Genomic DNA, 17,968 nt, shown 5'->3' on the forward strand with positions numbered 1-17,968 from the left:
GGGGCTATCCTAGATTCACGATGATGGTATGGAGTTCGGTAAGCTCATCAATACTGTACTTGATACCCTCCCGACCTATGCCCGAACGCTTGTTTCCTCCAAAGGGGAAGTGACCTACCCCGTGAGCAGGAATGGCATTGATGGTGACACTTCCATCATGGAGGGCTTCCGCAACGCGAAAGGCTCTGGTGATGTCCTGGGTGAATACACAACTATCCAGTCCGTACTCTGAAGCATTGGCAAGACGAATGGCCTCTTCTTCGTTTTTGACCCTTATAATAGGAAGAATGGGACCAAAAATTTCCTCCCACGCGAGGCGGCAGTCTGTTGAGATTTCGACAATATGGGGAGGGTAAAAGAGGTTGTTTCTTTTTTTCTCTACGAGGAAACGAGCCTGTTTTTCTCTGGCGTCGGCAAGAAGTCCATCAAGTCTTGTCGCTGCAGCCTCGTTGATCACCGTTCCCATGGGGGTTTTAGGATCCATGGGATCTCCGCAGGAGTAGTTTTTGGATTCTTCAACGAGGGCTTCGATGAGTTGTGGGGCGATGCTTTCCTCTACCAGGACACGACTCACCGCATCACAGCGCTGGCCTGAGTTTCGGAAAGCCCCTTTGCAGAGGAGGCTTGCGGTTTTCTGAATATCCGCGTCAGCAAACACGAGAGCGGCTGCTTTGCCTCCAAGTTCGAGATGGAGGCGTTTCATGCCAGCGCGAGAGGCTATGTATTCTCCTACCTGGGTAGAACCGGTAAAACTTATAGCCTTGACAAGGGGATGGGTCACAAGGGTGTCGCCAATCTCCTTGCCACTGCCGGTAAGAATGTGGATAGCCCCTTGAGGGATGCCCGCTTTTTCTAAAATTCGAACGAAAAGGATGAGAGAAATGGGGGTGTCACTTGCTGGTTTTACCACAACGGTGTTACCGGCAAGAAGGGCAGGTATAATCTTGGCAGCACCGATAAAAAGAGGATAGTTGAAGGGAGCAATGGCTGCCACCACCCCGAGAGGGCGACGTTTGACAATAGCAAATTTTCCCTTCGTGTCGTGAACCCATTCTCCAGGGAGGTATTCCCCGTAGAGGACTCGTACCTCTTCCTCTACCAGGCGAAGGCGCTCTATGGTGGCATCTACTTCAGAAAATGCCACGGAAATGGGTTTCCCCGATTCGAGGACGATGGTTTTTGCCATGTCTTCTCTGACAGAGGCGAGTATTTCTGCGGCCTTTTTCATGATTTCCAGTCTCTCAAGGGGATCAAACGAAAGCTTCTCAAAAAAGCGATAGGCTGCCTGGATGGCGTTTTCCGCGTCCTGGTTGTTAGCAAGAGGAACACGCCCGATTACCTCACCGGTGGCAGGATTTATCACATCCTGCGATTCACCTGAGGAAAGACACCGCCAGCATCCGTCAATGAGAAGATGAAAATGAGGGATGCCGTCTTTCTCCTGGGCTACTTCACTCCAGAGGGGAATCATAGCTTCCTCCTTTGATAAAATTTCTCTCAATATCATCAAGGATACGTTTCTCCGGGAATTGTTGGTGAATTTCTTTTATTGTTTCAAAAGCCTGATGTCGTTCAGGGAGGGAAGAGAGAAAGGTGTCAAGGGTTGTTTGGAGTTTTTCAAGCTCAACCTCTTCTAAAAGCATGGCACACCCTTGCTCCACAAGGTAAAGGGCATTTTTTTTCTGATGGTCATCGGGTGATTTGTAAATCGGGATAAAGAGAGCGGGGCATGAGGCGGCAATCACCTCGGTGATGGTGGTAGCTCCACTTCGGGCAATCACCCCGTCACATGCTCCCCAAAAGGCATCCATTCTTTCAATAAACGAAAAAACTCGCACGAGTGGGTAATTCTTTTCTATCCTTTCGATTGTTCCGGCGGCTTGCATCCTCTGATAGTGGGCTCCACCAACGCTCCATATTACAGCGGTGTTTTTAGCATGAAGAAAGTCAAGGACACGTTCAATGGCGATATTGAGACGATGGGCTCCCTGACTCCCTCCCACTATGCCCAGACAGAGACCGGTCTGGGGGAGATGAAAAAATTCTCGAGCTTCTTTTTTTGGAAGAGGGCGAGAAAATATGGTCGGATTTCCCGTGAAAAGGGCTTTTTTGGTGGGAATTTTTTCTGTATGGGGAAAAGATGTGTACACTCTCTTCGCAAAAGGGGCGAACATGCGGTTGGTAATGCCTGCAACGGTATTTTGCTCGAGAATGTAGAGGGGGATCCTGAGAATGAGGGCAGAGAGAGCGATAGGGTTGGAAATGTATCCCCCCGTGATGATGATGGCATTGGGTTTTTGTTTTGCGACTTCTCCCACGGTGACAAAAAAAGCCCGTAAGATTTTTGCTATCCACAGGGGGGTTTTCCAGGAGAGTTTTCGAGAAAGTGAACCTATGGGGACGATGTATCTGTCTGATGGAGCAATGCGGGAAGTGATACTGAAACGTTCGTCATTGGGACCCAAGAAATAGGTGACGGTATGTCCTCTTCTTTTGGCTTCCTCATAGACAGCAATCCCTGGTATGAGGTGTCCACCTGTTTTTCCACCGCTAATGAGAAGTTTCAATGTTTTTCTCCTCCCCTTTTATGGATGTTATCTTAAGGAAAGGAAAATAAAAAAGCAAGCAAAAGACTAAAGCGGGGCTCTTTCTTTTTCCAAAGGAAAAGTGCTTTGCGAGAGGGTGTCTCTGGGAGTTTTTGTCCCACGCTTTTTTGGCCCGGCGAACTAGCTCCCAGCCGAGAGAAAAAACAAAAAAAGTAGCATCCCTACTTGAAAAATCTTCAAATGAGGGGTATATTTCTAGAGAAACGTCAGAAAAATTTCGAAATAATGAGGATACATATGAAAAGAATGGTTGTTTTTGGTGTGGTTCTGTTCATCTTGACAGGCTGCGGTCTTTTCAAAACAGAGGTGAGGGGGTCCGGTATTCTTACCTCGAAAGAGTATGATAGCTCAGGGGTGACCGCGATTGATCTCAGTGGAGGATATGAGCTCGAGTATGTTCCCGAACTGGGAGAAAATGTGCTTTTGATCACCACGGATGATAATCTCTTTGAGTATCTCACCGTGAAAAAGAGTGGGAGTACCATGGAGATTTTTTACAAAGAGGGGTATGAGCTGAAGCCCACTGACGGGATAAAAATAAAAACCTCCCTCGCTACCATAAACAAATTTGCGATTGCGGGAGCACTCTCCTGGAGTGGGACTAATCTGGTGAAAGACAGCTTTACCCTTGAGGTTTCCGGGGCGGCAGATGTTACTCTCTCCGGCAAAATCGATACCACGCTCTATGATGTGTCGGGGAGTATTTCTATCACTACCCCTGAGCTCACAAACCGCACGTTGACACTTGAAGTCTCGGGGTCTGTTGATGCTACCGTTCGGGTTACCGACCAGCTGGGGGTGAATGTTTCCGGGTCCGGTGCCGTGGACTACTATGGGAATCCTACGGTATCGCAGGATATTTCCGGTAGTGTGAGTATTCGTCGAGTTGGGGAGTAAAAAGACTCTCAAAGTTTTTCCTCCCCCCACCATGGGTGGGGGGGATTTTTTAAGTCTAAGGCGTTGGTGAGAAGCATCTTTTAAAAGATTTTGGTGGTAAGGAGAGGATGATGAAGGAATTGAGAAAAGTTCTCATGGTATTGGGTATGGGGTGGGCGATGGTGATGTTTGGTGAGGAGGTTGAGGAACCGAGAAGCTGGGTGCGAAGCCCCTCGAGTGATGTTTCGGTGTCGTACCAGCCTGTGTTGGGAGCAGGGAACTAGTCTCCATACCCTCGAAGCGATGGGGAGGTATACGAACTGGGAGGAGGCTGTGGGGGCGATTTCTCACTGGGTGAGCAATGTGGGGATAAAGGAGATAGAGGGGAGGTAGAAAGCTAACAACTCTTTGGGATTTCAAGAGAAAAAGGCTTCTCATGGTGGAAACGTAAGCAGGGCACACCGTGTCGAAAAGATTATTTTGGAAAAAGCTCAGTTGCTTGACAATTAATAATTTTCATTGTACAATTTATACACCAAAAAAGAGAAAAGGGGATAGATATGCTAACAAAAATACTCGGTGTGCTCATCCCCTCTCTGATTGGTATAGGTGTTGGTTTTTTCCTGCGTTGGCTGTGGGCACAATTTCAACTCAAATCGGCTGAAAAACGGGTCAGCCAGATTCTTGAAGCGGCCCTGCGGGAAGCCGAGACAAAGAAGAGAGAGATGCTTCTAGAAGCAAAGGATAAGCTTCTGGAAGAGCGGAGACAGTTAGAGAAGGAGTTCCGTGAGCGGAGTGTTGAGTTACAACAGAACCAGCGCCGCCTTATGCAGAAGGAAGACCTTCTTGACAAGCGTATGGAAACGCTGGACAAGAAGGAGCAGGAGCTTGAACAGGAGAGACGACTTCTCAAACAGAAGGCAGAGGAGCTGCAACAGGCTCATGAGAAGCATCTAAAAGAGCTTGAGCGGATTGCTCAGATGACCGCCGAACAGGCCAAACAGATGCTGATCAATGAGATGCTTGAAGAGGCTAAGAAAGACTCCATTACCATGATCAAGAAGATGGAGGATGAAGCCAAAGATCAAGCTGAGAGCCGCGCTCGTGAGATCATTCTCTCCGCTATCCAGCGCAATGCTGCTGAAGTAACGGCAGAAAAAGCGATCTCAACCATCACCTTGCCGAACGATGAGATGAAAGGTCGTATCATCGGAAGAGAGGGAAGAAATATCCGGTCGTTTGAGGCGATCGCAGGGGTAGATCTCATTATCGATGATACTCCAGAGGTAGTGGTTATTTCCTCGTTTGATCCGTACAGACGAGAGGTAGCTAAACGTGCTCTGGAGGTTCTGATGCAGGATGGTCGAATTCATCCTGCCCGTATCGAAGAGGTTATCCAAAAGATCACCAAAGAAATGGAACAAAACATTGTGGATGCTGGAAAACAGGCGTGTATCGATCTTAAGATCATCCTTCCGAGAGAGCTGTACCCGTATATTGGGAGACTCAAGTATCGAACCAGTTATGGGCAAAACGTGTATGATCATGTAATTGAGGTGGCCAACATTGCTGGAATGATAGCCGGTGAGCTCCGTGTCAATGTTGAATATGCCAAGATGGCGGGGCTTCTTCACGATATCGGCAAGGGAATCAAAACCCTGGGTGAGGGTGTTCATGCCACGGTTGGTGCTGATGTGGCGAGCAAGTATGGGCTTCCTGATGAAGTGGTCAATGCTATAGCGGCACACCATGGCGAGGTTGAAGCAAAATATCTCACGAGTGCCATTGTAAGTGCTGCGGATGCTATTTCGGCTTCCCGACCAGGTGCCAGACGAGAATCATTTGAAAACTATATCAAGCGTCTCCAGACTCTTGAAGGAATAGCAACCTCGTTTGAGGGTGTGGAAAAGGCGTATGCCATTCAGGCAGGTCGTGAAGTACGCATATTTGTCGCAAGTGACAAAGTGGATGATCAGAAAGCCTCTATCATGGCTCGTGATATAGCCAAAAAGATCGAAAACGAGATGAAGTATCCTGGTCAGATTAAGATAACCCTTATTCGAGAAACCCGAATTATCGAGTATGCGCGTTAGTCTTTCAAGGTGTAAAAAAAAGGCTACCCTTTTGGGTAGCCTTTTTTATTTATAAGGGGGAAGGGATTATCGTTTCAGACTATTCGCTGTTCCAAGCATGGAATCACTCGTTTGAATAGCTCGAGAGTTGAATTCATACGCGCGCTGAGCCACAATCATGTCCACCATTTCCTGTACGGCATTGACATTTGACATTTCGAGAAAACCCTGGTGGATTTTTCCATAGCCAGCGAGGGAAGGTATCCCTTCAACAGCCGGTCCTGACGCAGGGCTTTCCTTGACATAGTTTTCTCCGATATTGGTAAGACCAGCAGGGTTAATAAAACGGTAGAGGAGAATTCTTCCTACTTCGATATCTTCATCTTCGCCTGCAACCTTCACCGTGACCAGACCATCCTTGGAGATAGTAAGACTCTGAATCTCAAATTCATCCGGTAGGACAATGGGTGGATTTAATCGATATCCCTGGGAGGTGACAATCTCTCCATTACTGTCTAATTTAAGGGTACCATCTCTTGTATAAGCCTGAGTTCCATCTGGCAGAATTACCCCAAGAAACCCCTCACCTTCAATGGCGATATCCAGTTTGTTGCCAGTATTCTGGAGGCTCCCCTGCGTGTAGAATTTCTGGGTAGCGGCTGGACGAACACCCAGTCCCACCTGAATTCCTGTCGGATATTGGGAAATCTCCGAGGAGGGCGTTCCCGCGAGACGAATCGTCTGGTAGAGAAGGTCTTCAAACTCCGCTCGAGTTTTCTTAAAACCTGTGGTATTGATGTTTGCCAGGTTGTTGGCAATGGTATCGATATGAAACTGCTCTCCAATCATCCCGGAGGCAGCTGTCCAGAGTGAACGCATCATATCCCCTCTCCTTCTTTGTTTTTACTTATGTATCGGCGAATTTTGAAAAGGTTTAAGAAAAAAGAGGTTGGTTTGGGGCTTTATCGCGTGTTTACCCGTTCATGCGCGGGAAAGTGGTGCAAGGCTCTGATGAGAAGTATTGAAGGGATCGCGAAAAGAGGGATAGAAGGGAAATGTTGTAAGGTTTTTCTTGCCCTGGAAAGTCAAAGGAAAAGGCTTTTTGAAGCTTTAAAAGGGGATCATCTGGATAAAGTATGTAAAGATTTTTACGAAAAAGTTGGGGAGTTAAGTGTCAAAGAAAAGCTTTTCCAAAAGCTGGTACTGTGTAACAGTTCTAATTTTTTTGAAAGTTTAGACGGAAGATTTTGTTTGCTTTTGGTTTTGAGCGAGCTATTACCTTATGACAGTTTTTTGCTCGGTACTGCAAAAAAAAGCATCCATTCGAGCCTTCAGGTTAAACGTTTACCCAATATTTTTCTTTGAGATACTGCTTATTAGTTTTTTGATTGTGTTCTCTCTTGTTTTGAGAAGTCGTTGTGCCAGTCAGCTTGTCAAATGCTGTCATGGAACTCGCTTGTGTGGTATGCCACGCCTTTCGTCCAAGAATTCTCTTCTAAAAATAAATCTTTCTTTTCTCGTTTAACATACCTTCCTATACTTCCGGAGCTATTGATTTGAATAATTTTATAAGAGGCTTTTGCTCCCTATCGTGTTTTCCCTCCTCTGAAAATGCTTTTTCTGTTTTTTTATAGGAGAGAGTAAAAAAATATTAAAAATATTTTTGATTTATACTTGACTTTTTAGATCAAATGTATTAAAATAAATATACCATAGGATGGTATACTATATAAAATTTTAATGCCATGCAAGGAGTTTTTTATGGAAAAAAAAGAAGTAAAACTCAATGTGAGGGGGATGAGTTGTAATGCCTGTGAAATCAGAATAGAAGAGGTACTTTCTAAAGAAGAAGGGATTTATAATGTTAAGGCGAAGAGAAATAAAAATATGGTTATTCTAAGCTATAATCCACAAAAGATTGATTTAGAAAGAATAAAAAGCTTAATCAATGAACTCGGTTATAAGGTAGAAGGTGTTTTGACGAATGAAAGTGGAAATTTAAATTTTTCTTTTATACCTATTTTCATAACGAGTGGCGTAATTTTAGTTTTTTTTATATTGCAAAATAAATTAGGAATACATTTTCTTCCAGTTATAACGAAAGAAATGGGATATGGAATACTTTTTGTTGTTGGTTTACTCACATCTTTTCATTGTGTTGGAATGTGCGGAGGAATAAACTTAACGCAGAGCTTACACAAAGATAAAAATAATTTTATCCCTTCTCTCAAGTATAATATTGGCAGACTAATTGCTTATACATTAATTGGTGGAATCTTTGGTGGAATAGGTACACTCTTTTCACTTTCATCTTTTTCTAAGGGTTTTATTTTTATCATTGCTGGGATATTTATGATTACAATGGGACTTAATCTTTTTGGGATATTTTCTTTAGGAAATTTTTTATCAAAATTTTTTAGTCAGGTTTATGCAAAGGTGAACAAAAAAGGAAAACTCATTGATCCTTTTTTTGTTGGTATTTTGAACGGACTTATGCCTTGTGGACCACTTCAGGGAATGCAGATTTATGCTTTGAGTAGTGGGAGTTTCTTTACTGGTGCTTTATCGATGTTTTTCTTTGCTCTTGGAACACTACCTTTAATGCTTGGGTTGGGGGTTTTAGTTAATTTTTTGTCTAAGAAAGTTGGCTATCACATGATGAAAGTAAGTGGGCTTATTGTAATTTTTTTAGGCATTTCTATGCTTTCAAATGGATTAGCACTTACTGGAAATCCATTGTTTAAAGAAAAGGATAAAAATTATAGTGTTGCAAAGTTGAATGGTGATCTTCAGACAGTTATCACTGAGATTGAGCCAAATAGATATCCACCCATAGTTGTAGAAAAAGGAAAACCAGTGAAATGGATCATAAAGGTGAGCGAGGAAAACCTGAATAGTTGTAACAATGCAATAGTAATTCCAGCCCTCGGTATAGAAAAAAGATTAATTCCAGGAGAGAATATTATTGAATTTACTCCTACAAATGAAGGAAATATCTATTATTCTTGCTGGATGGGAATGATTTCAAGTACTATAAAGGTTGTTAACAATATAAATCAATCAGATATTGTTGTTGAAGAGAATATAGGTGGTGGTGGAAGTTGTTGCGCGAGCGGAAATATCGGACGATATTCTGGTGGAAAACTACCTTTAGACAGTATTGGAATTGCTAAAATAAAAGATGGTTTTCAAGAGGTGGTTATTAATGTGGATGAAAATGGTTATTCACCTTCAGTTATAGTATTACAGAAAAATATTCAAGCAAAGATAATCTTTAATCCAAAGAAGCTTACAAGTTGCAACTACGTGGTTATTTTCCCTGAGTATAGAGGCAGGCTTGATTTGAGTGTGGGACAATGGGAGACACCCTTGTTAAATGTTTCAGAAGATTTTACTTTTACTTGCTGGATGGGTATGCTTAATGGGTATGCAAAGGTTGTGGAAGATTTGAGAAAAGTTGATATTCAAAAAATACAAAAAGAGCTTGAAAACTACAGAAGTCCAAGGGCAGGTGGGTGTTGTGGCGGATGAAGTCTAGAAAGAATTGAGAAGAATAAGGATTAAAAGGGAGGATTTATTATGGAATATTGTAGAAATGCCCATCATTCCGAAGAATTTAAAAAAGATTTAATTAAGCGTCTTAACAAGATTGAAGGACAGGTAAAAGGAATAAAAAAGATGATTGAAGAAAACGTATACTGTGATGATATTTTAAATCAAATTACTGGCATTCGTTCTGCTCTTGCAGGAGTACAAGAAAAGTTACTTTCTGGGCATATTAAGACATGTGTCTTTGATCAGATTAAAGAAGGTGAGGTTGAGGTGGTTGAAGAATTAACCAGAACGATTAGAAGAATGTTAAAATAGGGAGGTTTTTATGAAGAGAGTATATGTAAACATTTCAGGGATGAGCTGTCAGGGCTGTATGAATATTGTCAAAAACACCTTGATGAAGGTAGAGGGTGTTGTGGATGTTGAGGTTGAGCTTGTTCCGGGAAGTGCAAAGATTATTTGTGATGAGAATGTAAAATCAGCACAACTTGTAAGTTCTATAAATGAGAATACTTCATACAAGGCAAGCTTACAAAAAGAAGAAGATGTTTTAGAGGAAGAACTTAAGGAGTAAGGAGGTCAGACATGAAAAGATTAATTGTGTTGACATTTTTCTTTGTAGTTTGGTTGGCTTATCTTTTTCGTATTCCGAGAGTCCACAGAAAGAGATTGATAGTATACTTAACAGTATAAAGGCAGAACAAAGTGTGAGCAACAATAAGGATATTAACATTGCCAAAATTGATGATTCTACTCTTGAGAGGCTTGGGGATGCGGTTATGAGTCTTTATATCCCTGATGAAGCAACGCATGAATATATGGACAATATGATGGGAGGAGAAGGTTCAACAAGTTTGAAGAATATGCATATTACAATTGCGGCGAATTATATTGCTTATCTGAAAGGAGAAAGAATTTCTCCATTTATGGGTCCTGGAATGATGTTTTTACCTTTTTATAGAGGAAGAGAAAATATTTTTGGAGGTTGGCCTATGGGTTGGATGCACTGGAATTATCCCTGGATGGGATTTGGATATTATGGTTTAGGAGGTTGGTTTATGATAATTTTGCTTTTGATCGTAATAGGAGTGATAGTATATCTCATTTTGAGAGAGAGAAGAGCAAGTGTTTTTTCAAATAAAACACCGCTTGATATTCTTAAAGAAAGATATGCTAAAGGAGAGATTTCTAAAGAAGAGTTTGATAGGATAAAAAAAGATTTATAAACTGGGATGCGAAACTTATTAACGTAAAGAGTTTATACCCGAGATTATACTTTATGGAAAAATGGTTTTGTGTATATATTTATTAGTTTTATTAGTGTTGAGAGGAGGTTCTTATGCAGAACATAAAGCTTAAAATAGAAGGTATGAGTTGTACGAGTTGTGCTTTGAATATTGAAAAGGCTTTAAAAAAGTCTGATATAATTCTTGAAGCAAAAGTAGATTTTGCAAGTAAAGAGGCTGAAATTTTTTTAAAGGATGAAAAAGATATAGAGAAGGCTATTGATATTGTAAAACAGACTGGTTATAATGCTTATCCCAAAGAGGAAAAAGAAATAATCTTCAATGTTGAAGGAATGAGTTGCACAAGTTGTGAAAAAAGGGTAGAAAAGGCATTGAGAAAGATTGATGGGGTTACTGATGTATGGGTGAGCCTAAGTACAAAACAGGCTAAGGTAAGATATGAAGGGGATATTCCATTGAAAACATTTTATAAGGTTGTGAAAGAGGTTGGATATGAGCTTAGAGAAATAGAAGAAGTTGATAAAGAGTTAATTTATCTTAAAAAAGAAAAGATAAGACTCATCTTAGTCTGGCTTTTTACATTACCAATAGCCATTAAAATGATACTTTCAATGGTTTTTCATATTGAAATTATACCAGAGATGATAGGAATGTACTTGGATTTAGTAATAAGCGGGATAGTTATCTTTATAATTGGTTTTCCTGTAATAAGATCAACATTTTTTGCCTTTAAATCCCTTTCTTTTAATATGGATTCTCTTATTGGGATAGGTACAATTGCCTCATTTTCAACAGGAGTATTAAAAATTTTTGGTTTACAGATAGAGGATTTCTCTGTTATTGGTGCAATGATAATGGCAATAAATCAGATTGGAAATTATTTAAAACAACTGTCTACTGGAAAAGCAAGTGAGGCTATAAAGAAGTTAATTCAACTTGGAGCAAAGGAGGCTCATCTTGTTACTGAAAATGGAATTATTGATATTCCAGTAAATGAACTCAAGATTTCTGATGTAATGTTCCAAGGCTTTTCTACTGTAGATGAATCTATAGCTACAGGTGAATCCATACCAGTAGATAGAAAAGAAGGGGATAAAGTAATAGGTGCAACCATTAATCAGTCTGGAGTAATAAAAGTCAAAATAGAAAAGGTCGGTAGTGAAACATTTTTAGCACAGGTAATAAAGATGGTAGAAGAGGCGCAGAGAAGCAAAGTTCCAATTCAAGAGCTTGCGGATAAAATTACTTCTTACTTTGTTCCAGGAATACTCTTACTTTCCTTAGCTACCTTTCTTTTTTGGTTTTTCTTTCCAGAAATTGGAGAGAGATTTTTAATGCTTGTTAAACCAGTTTTCCCGTGGCTAATGATAGGAAGTGATCAATTGTCGATGGCTTTGTTTAGTGGAATTGCAACACTTGTTATAGCTTGTCCATGTGCTCTTGGGCTTGCTACTCCGACAGCCTTAATGGTTGGAATGGGAATGGGCGCGACAAATGGGATATTGATTCGCAAAGGTGAAGCGATAGAAAAGATGAAAAATGTGAACACGATAGTTTTTGATAAGACAGGTACCATAACGAAAGGCAAACCACTAGTTACGGACTATTTTGCCATTGATAAAGATAAACTTTTTAACTATGGGCTAGCACTCGAAAGCCTGTCAGAACATCCGCTTGCTAAAGCAATAGTTGAATTTATTCCTACAAAAAGTGAATTAAAAGTTGAAAACTTTAGTGCCTTAGCTGGCAAAGGAGTTTCTGGAATTATAAATGGCAAAAAGGTTGTAGCAGGGAAAATAAGTTTTCTTGAAGAGAAAAAAGTAAATATTTCCTTTCAGGATAGAGAAAAGCTTATAAAATTCGCCAATGAGGGTAAAACTATTGTTGGAGTTGCTGAGGAAGATATTTTGTTGGGGGCTTTTGCAATCTCTGATGATTTAAAGATTGATTCTATTGAGGCTATAAGAAAGCTTCATGCCCTTGGTTTAAAGATAGTAATGCTAACAGGGGACAACAAACTTTCAGCTGAATATATTGCAAAAAGTGTTGGTATTGATGAGGTTTATTCTGAACTTCTGCCAGAAGATAAGATTGAAATAGTAAAAAAGCTTCAAAAAGATGGTAAAATAGTAGCGATGGTTGGTGATGGAATAAACGATGCGCCTTCCTTAAAGCAAGCGGATGTAGGGATAGCTATAGGAACGGGGACAGATATTGCTATCGAATCAAGTGATATAACCCTTGTGAGTGGAAGTTTGATGGGAGTATATAAGGCGTTTTTGATATCTACAAAGACATTTGGTAAAATTAGACAAAACCTTTTCTGGGCGTTTTTCTACAATATTATAGCCATTCCACTCGCAATGAGTGGAATACTTCATCCAATAGTTGCTGAACTTGCTATGGCATTTAGCTCGATTAATGTTGTAGTAAATTCTTTGACTTTAAAGCGGATAAAAATATAATGGTGTTGGTCTCACTGAACATGAAGGCTTATTAAAAATGTGAAAGTATTTTTGCTATTGTGTCAAAAGAATTGTGTGTCGTTGGAAGATAATTTCGCTTGGATAACGAAATGAGAAACATTTTCTTCAAAATAAGATCGTCTATTTTTCGGAAGAGAAAAGAGAGGTATTTCGGCTTCCCGACCAGGTACCAGACGAGAATCATTTGAAAACTATATCAAGCGTCTCCAGACTCTTGAAGGAATAGCAACCTCGTTTGAGGGTGTGGAAAAGGCGTATGCCATTCAGGCAGGTCGTGAAGTACGCATATTTGTCGCAAGTGACAAAGTGGATGATCAGAAAGCCTCTATCATGGCTCGTGATATAGCCAAAAAGATCGAAAACGAGATGAAGTATCCTGGTCAGATTAAGATAACCCTTATTCGAGAAACCCGAATTATCGAGTATGCGCGTTAGTCTTTCAAGGTGTAAAAAAAAGGCTACCCAAAAAGGTAGCCTTTTTTTATGTAAGGGGGAAGGGATTATCGTTTCAGGCTATTCGCCGTTCCAAGCATGGAATCACTCGTTTGAATAGCTCGAGAGTTGAATTCATACGCGCGCTGAGCTACAATCATGTCCACCATTTCCTGTACGGCATTGACATTTGACATTTCGAGAAAACCCTGGTGGATTTTTCCATAGCCAGCGAGGGAAGGTATCCCTTCAACAGCCGGTCCTGACGCAGGGCTTTCCTTGACATAGTTTTCTCCGATATTGGTAAGACCAGCAGGGTTAATAAAACGGTAGAGGAGAATTCTTCCTACTTCGATATCTTCATCTTCGCCTGCAACCTTCACCGTGACCAGACCATCCTTGGAGATAGTAAGACTCTGAATCTCAAATTCATCCGGTAGGACAATGGGTGGATTTAATCGATATCCCTGGGAGGTGACAATCTCTCCATTACTGTCTAATTTAAGGGTACCATCTCTTGTATAAGCCTGAGTTCCATCTGGCAGAATTACCCCAAGAAACCCCTCACCTTCAATGGCGATATCCAGTTTGTTGCCAGTATTCTGGAGGCTCCCCTGCGTGTAGAATTTCTGGGTAGCGGCTGGACGGACACCCAGTCCCACCTGAATTCCTGTCGGATATTGGGAAATCTCCGAGGAGGGCGTTCCCGCGAGACGAATCGTCTGGTAGAGAAGGTCTTCAAACTCCGCTCGAGTTTTCTTAAAACCTGTGGTATTGATGTTTGCCAGGTTGTTGGCAATGGTATCGATATGAAACTGCTCTCCAATCATCCCGGAGGCAGCTGTCCAGAGTGAACGCATCATATCCCCTCTCCTTCTTTGTTTTTACTTATGTATCGGCGAATTTTGAAAAGGTTTAAGAAAAAAGAGGTTGGTTTGGGGCTTTATCGCGTGTTTACCAGCAAAAGAGGAGAAAAAGTACCCCAAAATGGTTTTAGAAAAAATTTTTGATTATTTTTTTTCTGCCACCAATTCCCACAGGTAATAGCCAAATATTGGGATTTTTATGTTTCTTAGAAATTTTATAATTTTGTTTTTTTCATAAATATCTTGTTTGAAACCTATTCTTTTAAGGAAGAAATCTAGAAAAGGGTATTTAAATAAAGTTTTTTTGTTAGATAATATCTCAAAATCATACTTTTTTAACAGCAAGGGAAGTTCAAAGTCATTTTTATATTCTCTTTCATGAGTGGGATCAATAACTTGCTCACCATATTTATTTTTGTAAAAATACCAACCATACCATTTTTTATATACAGTAGTTAAGTAAAGGATCCCACCGGGTGGGCAGTGTATACTTAATTGTGTCTGGTAGGAAAAAGATAACCTCCTGTGATAATATAAATAAAACTATCACAGGAGGCCAGATATGATTGAGACGAAGAATATTTTAGAGCTATTCAAACCAATTGTCAAGGAAGTATTAGAGAGTATGTTAAAAGAGGAAAGAGAGATTTACCTGGAAAACAATCCTCCCACAAAAGGCAATGGCTTTTACGAAAGGGATTTAAAGACAGCTTTTGGCGAGCTTACAGCCATACGTGTTCCAAGAACAAGGGATAATGGATTTAAAAGTGCCCTTCTTCCCTATCGCAAACGCATCACAGAAGACTTAGATGCATTAATCAGGGCTATGTTGATATCAGGAATGTCAACAAGGAAGATAGCAGAAGTTTTAAAAGAGCTTTATGAAATAAAGATTTCTTATGCTAACATCTCAAGGATAAGCCAGGTAGGCATAGAAGAGATTCAGAAGTGGCGTAGTCGCCCTCTCATGGAAGAATATGCCGTGGTATTTCTGGATGCTATGGTGTTTCCTATCAAGAGAGATAGGGTAGAAAATGAATCAATATATGTAGCTATAGGCATTACACCTGAGGGAAGACGGGAGATTTTAGGATACTACCTGCCAGGAGGCATGGAAAGTGCTTATAACTGGCGGGAAATTTTGCAGATATAAGAGAAAGAGGTGTCAAACAGATTCATTTTATTGTCTCTGATGGCTTAAGTGGTATGAAAAACGCAGTATCAACCCTGTGTAGTCCATGTCATGAGAAACATACTGGCTAAAGTGAGAGTTCAACACAGAAATATCATTGCCACTGAAATAAAAGAGGTATTTCATGCCAAAGACAAACAGGAGGCAGAACAATTGTTTATGAAATTTACACAAAAATGGAAAAATATCTATCCCAACTTAATGAATAACCTCTTGACAATAAGAGAGAATATATTCACTTACATGGAATTACCTGAAGGAATACGAAGCATGGTGTATACAAACAATGCCCTGGAAAGACTCTTTAAAGAACTTAAAAGGAGATTAAAAACGATGGAAATGTGTCAAAGCGAGGCTTCAGCTGAGAAATATCTTTACCTGTTATTAAGATACCAAAATGAGAAGTTCTTAAAAAGAAAGTTAAAAAATTGGGAGTATTACTTTCAACTCTATCGTGAGCAACACTCATACACCAAAGAAAATATTCACAGCGAGGTTATCCTATGACTAGACACAATTTTCTTGACACAATGCACCGGGTTTTAAGAAAGCACTCATATTTTTTATGGCCTTTTCATCATCTGAAACATGTTCAATTACTTGATTGCATATAATAAAGTCTACTTTTTCAAGAATATTTAGATTGTTTAATATAGATATATCATCATGAATAACAGTGATTTTCTCATCTATATTTTTAACTCTTTCTAGTCTTAACGATGAGACATCAAGAGCATATATTTTTTCAAACTTTTCAAAATAGTTGTTGGTTTTAAGGGAATATAAAAGAGCACCATCCCCACAACCTATGTCAGCAATCTTAGTGAAACGAAAATTCTCTAATAATTCCTTTATTTTTTCTGGAATATGATCGCTGTAATAATGGATAAACTTTTCAGAGTAATTTGTTATATTTTTGTTCTTCATCATTTTCTTCTTTTCTCCTTTAAAAAATAAGAAGACTCATACACTTTTATGATTTTATTATACTATAAGTATGTGATTTTTGTCCAATTTTTATCAGATTGAATTTTTATTTTTTTGAGAATAGAAGAACTTTTTCTTAAATAACTTATTACATTGTGTCAAGAAAAGTGTGTCTGGCCATACGATAGCCTTTATCTGAATATTTTTTGTTGTGTATGGGTGTTGCTTACAAGAGATTTGAAAAAATAGGTGGGGTTCTTTGACCCTCTTTTCAAGAACTTCTCATTTTAGTATCTTGATAACGGATAAAAATATTTCTTGCTAAAAGCTTGGCTTTGATACATTGCCATCGTTTTTCATCTCCTTTTGAGTTTTTTAAAGAGTCTTTCCAGCGCATTGTTTGTATACACCATGCGTCGTATTTTTTCATGGAAGTGAATATATTCTTTTTTATTGTCGAGGAGAGTTCAGGCGGGATTTCTTCTTTTCTGTGGGCGGGCTAAAGAGATGGAAATTTGATTTTTCCTCTTATCTTGTTTACAATAACCGTGTCTAAAAGGGCAACTGGAAATGAAGAAAGAACTTCTTGGGCTTTTTCTCTGGCTTGCATGGGGAGGCGCAGCATTTTGTCAGGAGCACGATGAAATTTATCGCCTGGTAGAGAAAGGAATGGTATTGGATGGTTTTCAACGGATTTTGCACAATGATGTTCGTTATACGAACTTTTCTCTTATGATTCGGGCAGCCAATCTTTTGCTTCAATGGGGGATTTCATCAAACGGGGAAGAGTTTCTTCTTTCGAATAGTGATGGAGAAAAGCGTTCCTATTATTTTCCTGTGGAGGCCGTTCTTCTCCCCTTTACCAATCAGTATGCTAAAGATGGTACTTTGTGGGAAACCCTTTGTCGGTACTATGCGAGGGGATTTGATGAAGGATGGTTTTTCACAGAAGAAAAGGCTCGTCGGTTTCTTCAGCTCATGGACACATACCAGAAGACCGTGAAAACACCGCTTCCCTCTCTGCTTGCCAGTCAGGTGAGGGCACTAAAAATTCTCCAGAATACCAATGAGGCGTGGTCACTTGCCACCAATCTTGTTGCTCGTTATCCCAAAGATCCTGACGTGGTATTTATCTATGCAGAGATGCTTTATTTTCGACAAAATGGGGGGGAGGCTCTTCAGACGCTCCAGCAGTTTTATCCCCAACTTGTTTCTCTTCGAGACAGGGTGCGTTTTGGACTTCTCTCTGCTCAGTTGTATCTTGAAAACCAAAAACCTCAGGAAGCTCTTTTCCTTGCAGAACGTCTTCTTGCCTACTATACCAATGAGACGGTTTTTTTCCTTATCCTTGAGGCTAGTTACCAGCTTAAACAGTGGAGAAGATTCACAGACCGTGGACTTCTTTTGTTGGGTTTTAATCCAGAGAGTACGGAAAACCTTGTCAGGATAAGTCGTTTTTTTATCCTTGCTCGTCAACGAGAATGGGCTGAGGTGTTTTTTGAAAAAGCGCTGGATAATTATGGCGTGTCTCCTTTAAGGAGGGGACTCTTGTACTTTTACCTGGGGGAGGTGTACAGGAATCTCCAGCTACGGGACAACGCTATTGGTGCGTATGAACAAGCAAGGGCAGAGTTTCTTTTGGTTGAGCCTGTTCCGTCGGAGAATCTTGCCATGATTGATATGATGATTTACCGAACAAAAAATCCTTGAGG

General features: G+C 40.3%; 14 protein-coding genes and 2 pseudogenes. 11 read left to right on the forward strand and 5 right to left on the reverse strand.

Annotated elements, in window-relative coordinates:
- Window positions 1-4: 4 nt before the first annotated feature.
- Together KDW03_RS05520 and KDW03_RS05525 are read right to left on the reverse strand one after the other, a co-directional pair.
- Window positions 5-1,471, reverse strand: coding sequence for an aldehyde dehydrogenase family protein (locus tag KDW03_RS05520; protein ID WP_271436391.1), 1,467 nt, complete (start codon window positions 1,469-1,471; stop codon window positions 5-7).
- Window positions 1,452-2,567 (reverse strand): UDP-N-acetylglucosamine--N-acetylmuramyl-(pentapeptide) pyrophosphoryl-undecaprenol N-acetylglucosamine transferase, encoded by a 1,116-nt coding sequence (locus KDW03_RS05525; RefSeq protein ID WP_271436392.1) that lies wholly within the window; start codon window positions 2,565-2,567, stop codon window positions 1,452-1,454. Before KDW03_RS05525 ends, KDW03_RS05520 begins: the two co-directional genes overlap by 20 nt.
- Window positions 2,568-2,843: 276 nt before the next feature.
- Between KDW03_RS05525 and KDW03_RS05530 the strand changes: the two genes are divergently transcribed.
- The 3 genes from KDW03_RS05530 to rny all read left to right on the forward strand — a co-directional run bounded on the left by KDW03_RS05530 (window position 2,844) and on the right by rny (window position 5,575).
- Window positions 2,844-3,503: a GIN domain-containing protein gene (locus tag KDW03_RS05530; RefSeq protein ID WP_271436393.1), complete on the forward strand. Its 660-nt coding sequence runs from the start codon at window positions 2,844-2,846 to the stop codon at window positions 3,501-3,503.
- Window positions 3,504-3,613: 110 nt separating this feature from the next.
- Window positions 3,614-3,766: a hypothetical protein gene (locus KDW03_RS05535; RefSeq protein ID WP_271436394.1), complete on the forward strand. Its 153-nt coding sequence runs from the start codon at window positions 3,614-3,616 to the stop codon at window positions 3,764-3,766.
- 276 nt (window positions 3,767-4,042) lie between these two features.
- Window positions 4,043-5,575 carry a ribonuclease Y gene (rny, locus tag KDW03_RS05540; RefSeq protein ID WP_271436395.1) on the forward strand — a complete coding sequence of 511 codons (1,533 nt, stop codon included), beginning with the start codon at window positions 4,043-4,045 and terminating at the stop codon, window positions 5,573-5,575.
- 66 nt (window positions 5,576-5,641) lie between these two features.
- Here rny and flgG (KDW03_RS05545) read toward each other — a convergent pair whose 3' ends face one another.
- Window positions 5,642-6,436: a flagellar basal-body rod protein FlgG gene (gene flgG / locus KDW03_RS05545; protein ID WP_271436396.1), complete on the reverse strand. Its 795-nt coding sequence runs from the start codon at window positions 6,434-6,436 to the stop codon at window positions 5,642-5,644.
- Window positions 6,437-7,315: 879 nt separating this feature from the next.
- On the opposite strand from flgG (KDW03_RS05545), the gene KDW03_RS05550 reads away from it, so the two are divergent.
- The 6 genes and pseudogenes from KDW03_RS05550 to KDW03_RS05575 form a co-directional block, all read left to right on the forward strand.
- The gene (locus KDW03_RS05550) at window positions 7,316-9,085 is read left to right on the forward strand and encodes an urease accessory protein UreH domain-containing protein (RefSeq protein WP_271436397.1); all 1,770 of its coding nucleotides are present in this window, start codon (window positions 7,316-7,318) and stop codon (window positions 9,083-9,085) included.
- A 48-nt stretch (window positions 9,086-9,133) separates the two neighbouring features.
- Window positions 9,134-9,421 carry a metal-sensing transcriptional repressor gene (locus KDW03_RS05555; protein ID WP_271436398.1) on the forward strand — a complete coding sequence of 96 codons (288 nt, stop codon included), beginning with the start codon at window positions 9,134-9,136 and terminating at the stop codon, window positions 9,419-9,421.
- A 10-nt stretch (window positions 9,422-9,431) separates the two neighbouring features.
- A complete protein-coding gene (locus KDW03_RS05560; protein ID WP_271436399.1) occupies window positions 9,432-9,680 on the forward strand; it encodes a cation transporter in 249 nt (82 codons plus the stop codon).
- Window positions 9,681-9,813: 133 nt separating this feature from the next.
- Entirely contained in the window at window positions 9,814-10,332 is a 519-nt protein-coding gene (locus KDW03_RS05565; RefSeq protein ID WP_271436400.1) for an SHOCT domain-containing protein, read from the forward strand.
- A 113-nt stretch (window positions 10,333-10,445) separates the two neighbouring features.
- Complete coding sequence (locus KDW03_RS05570) at window positions 10,446-12,818, forward strand: heavy metal translocating P-type ATPase (RefSeq protein WP_271436401.1); 2,373 nt, start codon at window positions 10,446-10,448, stop codon at window positions 12,816-12,818.
- Between the two features lie 168 nt (window positions 12,819-12,986).
- Window positions 12,987-13,274 (forward strand): annotated as a pseudogene (locus tag KDW03_RS05575) (ribonuclease Y); the annotation flags it as partial.
- A 65-nt stretch (window positions 13,275-13,339) separates the two neighbouring features.
- Here KDW03_RS05575 and flgG (KDW03_RS05580) read toward each other — a convergent pair.
- On the reverse strand, window positions 13,340-14,134 hold the full coding sequence (gene flgG / locus KDW03_RS05580; protein ID WP_271436396.1) for a flagellar basal-body rod protein FlgG: 795 nt from the start codon (window positions 14,132-14,134) through the stop codon (window positions 13,340-13,342).
- 613 nt (window positions 14,135-14,747) lie between these two features.
- On the opposite strand from flgG (KDW03_RS05580), the pseudogene KDW03_RS12530 reads away from it, so the two are divergent.
- Window positions 14,748-15,836 (forward strand): annotated as a pseudogene (locus tag KDW03_RS12530) (IS256 family transposase); the annotation flags it as partial.
- Here the strand turns inward: KDW03_RS12530 and KDW03_RS05595 are convergent.
- Window positions 15,837-16,259 (reverse strand): class I SAM-dependent methyltransferase, encoded by a 423-nt coding sequence (locus KDW03_RS05595; protein ID WP_271436403.1) that lies wholly within the window; start codon window positions 16,257-16,259, stop codon window positions 15,837-15,839.
- Window positions 16,260-16,826: 567 nt separating this feature from the next.
- Here KDW03_RS05595 and KDW03_RS05600 point away from each other — a divergent pair.
- Entirely contained in the window at window positions 16,827-17,966 is a 1,140-nt protein-coding gene (locus KDW03_RS05600) for a tetratricopeptide repeat protein (protein WP_271436404.1), read from the forward strand.
- Window positions 17,967-17,968: the final 2 nt, after the last annotated feature.

The sequence above is a fragment of the Thermospira aquatica genome, from assembly GCF_023525255.1.
GTDB classification, from domain to species: Bacteria; Spirochaetota; Brevinematia; order Brevinematales; family Thermospiraceae; genus Thermospira; species Thermospira aquatica.

What these genes read in the sequence shown, in the direction of transcription:
- KDW03_RS05520 (WP_271436391.1), bottom strand. Translation starts at nt 1,471, where the DNA reads ATGATTCCCCTCTGGAGTGAAGTAGCCCAGGAGAAAGACGGCATCCCT.
- KDW03_RS05530 (WP_271436393.1), top strand. Translation starts at nt 2,844, where the DNA reads ATGAAAAGAATGGTTGTTTTTGGTGTGGTTCTGTTCATCTTGACAGGC.
- KDW03_RS05535 (WP_271436394.1), top strand. Translation starts at nt 3,614, where the DNA reads ATGAAGGAATTGAGAAAAGTTCTCATGGTATTGGGTATGGGGTGGGCG.
- rny (WP_271436395.1), top strand. Translation starts at nt 4,043, where the DNA reads ATGCTAACAAAAATACTCGGTGTGCTCATCCCCTCTCTGATTGGTATA.
- flgG (WP_271436396.1), bottom strand. Translation starts at nt 6,436, where the DNA reads ATGATGCGTTCACTCTGGACAGCTGCCTCCGGGATGATTGGAGAGCAG.
- KDW03_RS05550 (WP_271436397.1), top strand. Translation starts at nt 7,316, where the DNA reads ATGGAAAAAAAAGAAGTAAAACTCAATGTGAGGGGGATGAGTTGTAAT.
- KDW03_RS05555 (WP_271436398.1), top strand. Translation starts at nt 9,134, where the DNA reads ATGGAATATTGTAGAAATGCCCATCATTCCGAAGAATTTAAAAAAGAT.
- KDW03_RS05560 (WP_271436399.1), top strand. Translation starts at nt 9,432, where the DNA reads ATGAAGAGAGTATATGTAAACATTTCAGGGATGAGCTGTCAGGGCTGT.
- KDW03_RS05570 (WP_271436401.1), top strand. Translation starts at nt 10,446, where the DNA reads ATGCAGAACATAAAGCTTAAAATAGAAGGTATGAGTTGTACGAGTTGT.
- flgG (WP_271436396.1), bottom strand. Translation starts at nt 14,134, where the DNA reads ATGATGCGTTCACTCTGGACAGCTGCCTCCGGGATGATTGGAGAGCAG.
- KDW03_RS05595 (WP_271436403.1), bottom strand. Translation starts at nt 16,259, where the DNA reads ATGATGAAGAACAAAAATATAACAAATTACTCTGAAAAGTTTATCCAT.
- KDW03_RS05600 (WP_271436404.1), top strand. Translation starts at nt 16,827, where the DNA reads ATGAAGAAAGAACTTCTTGGGCTTTTTCTCTGGCTTGCATGGGGAGGC.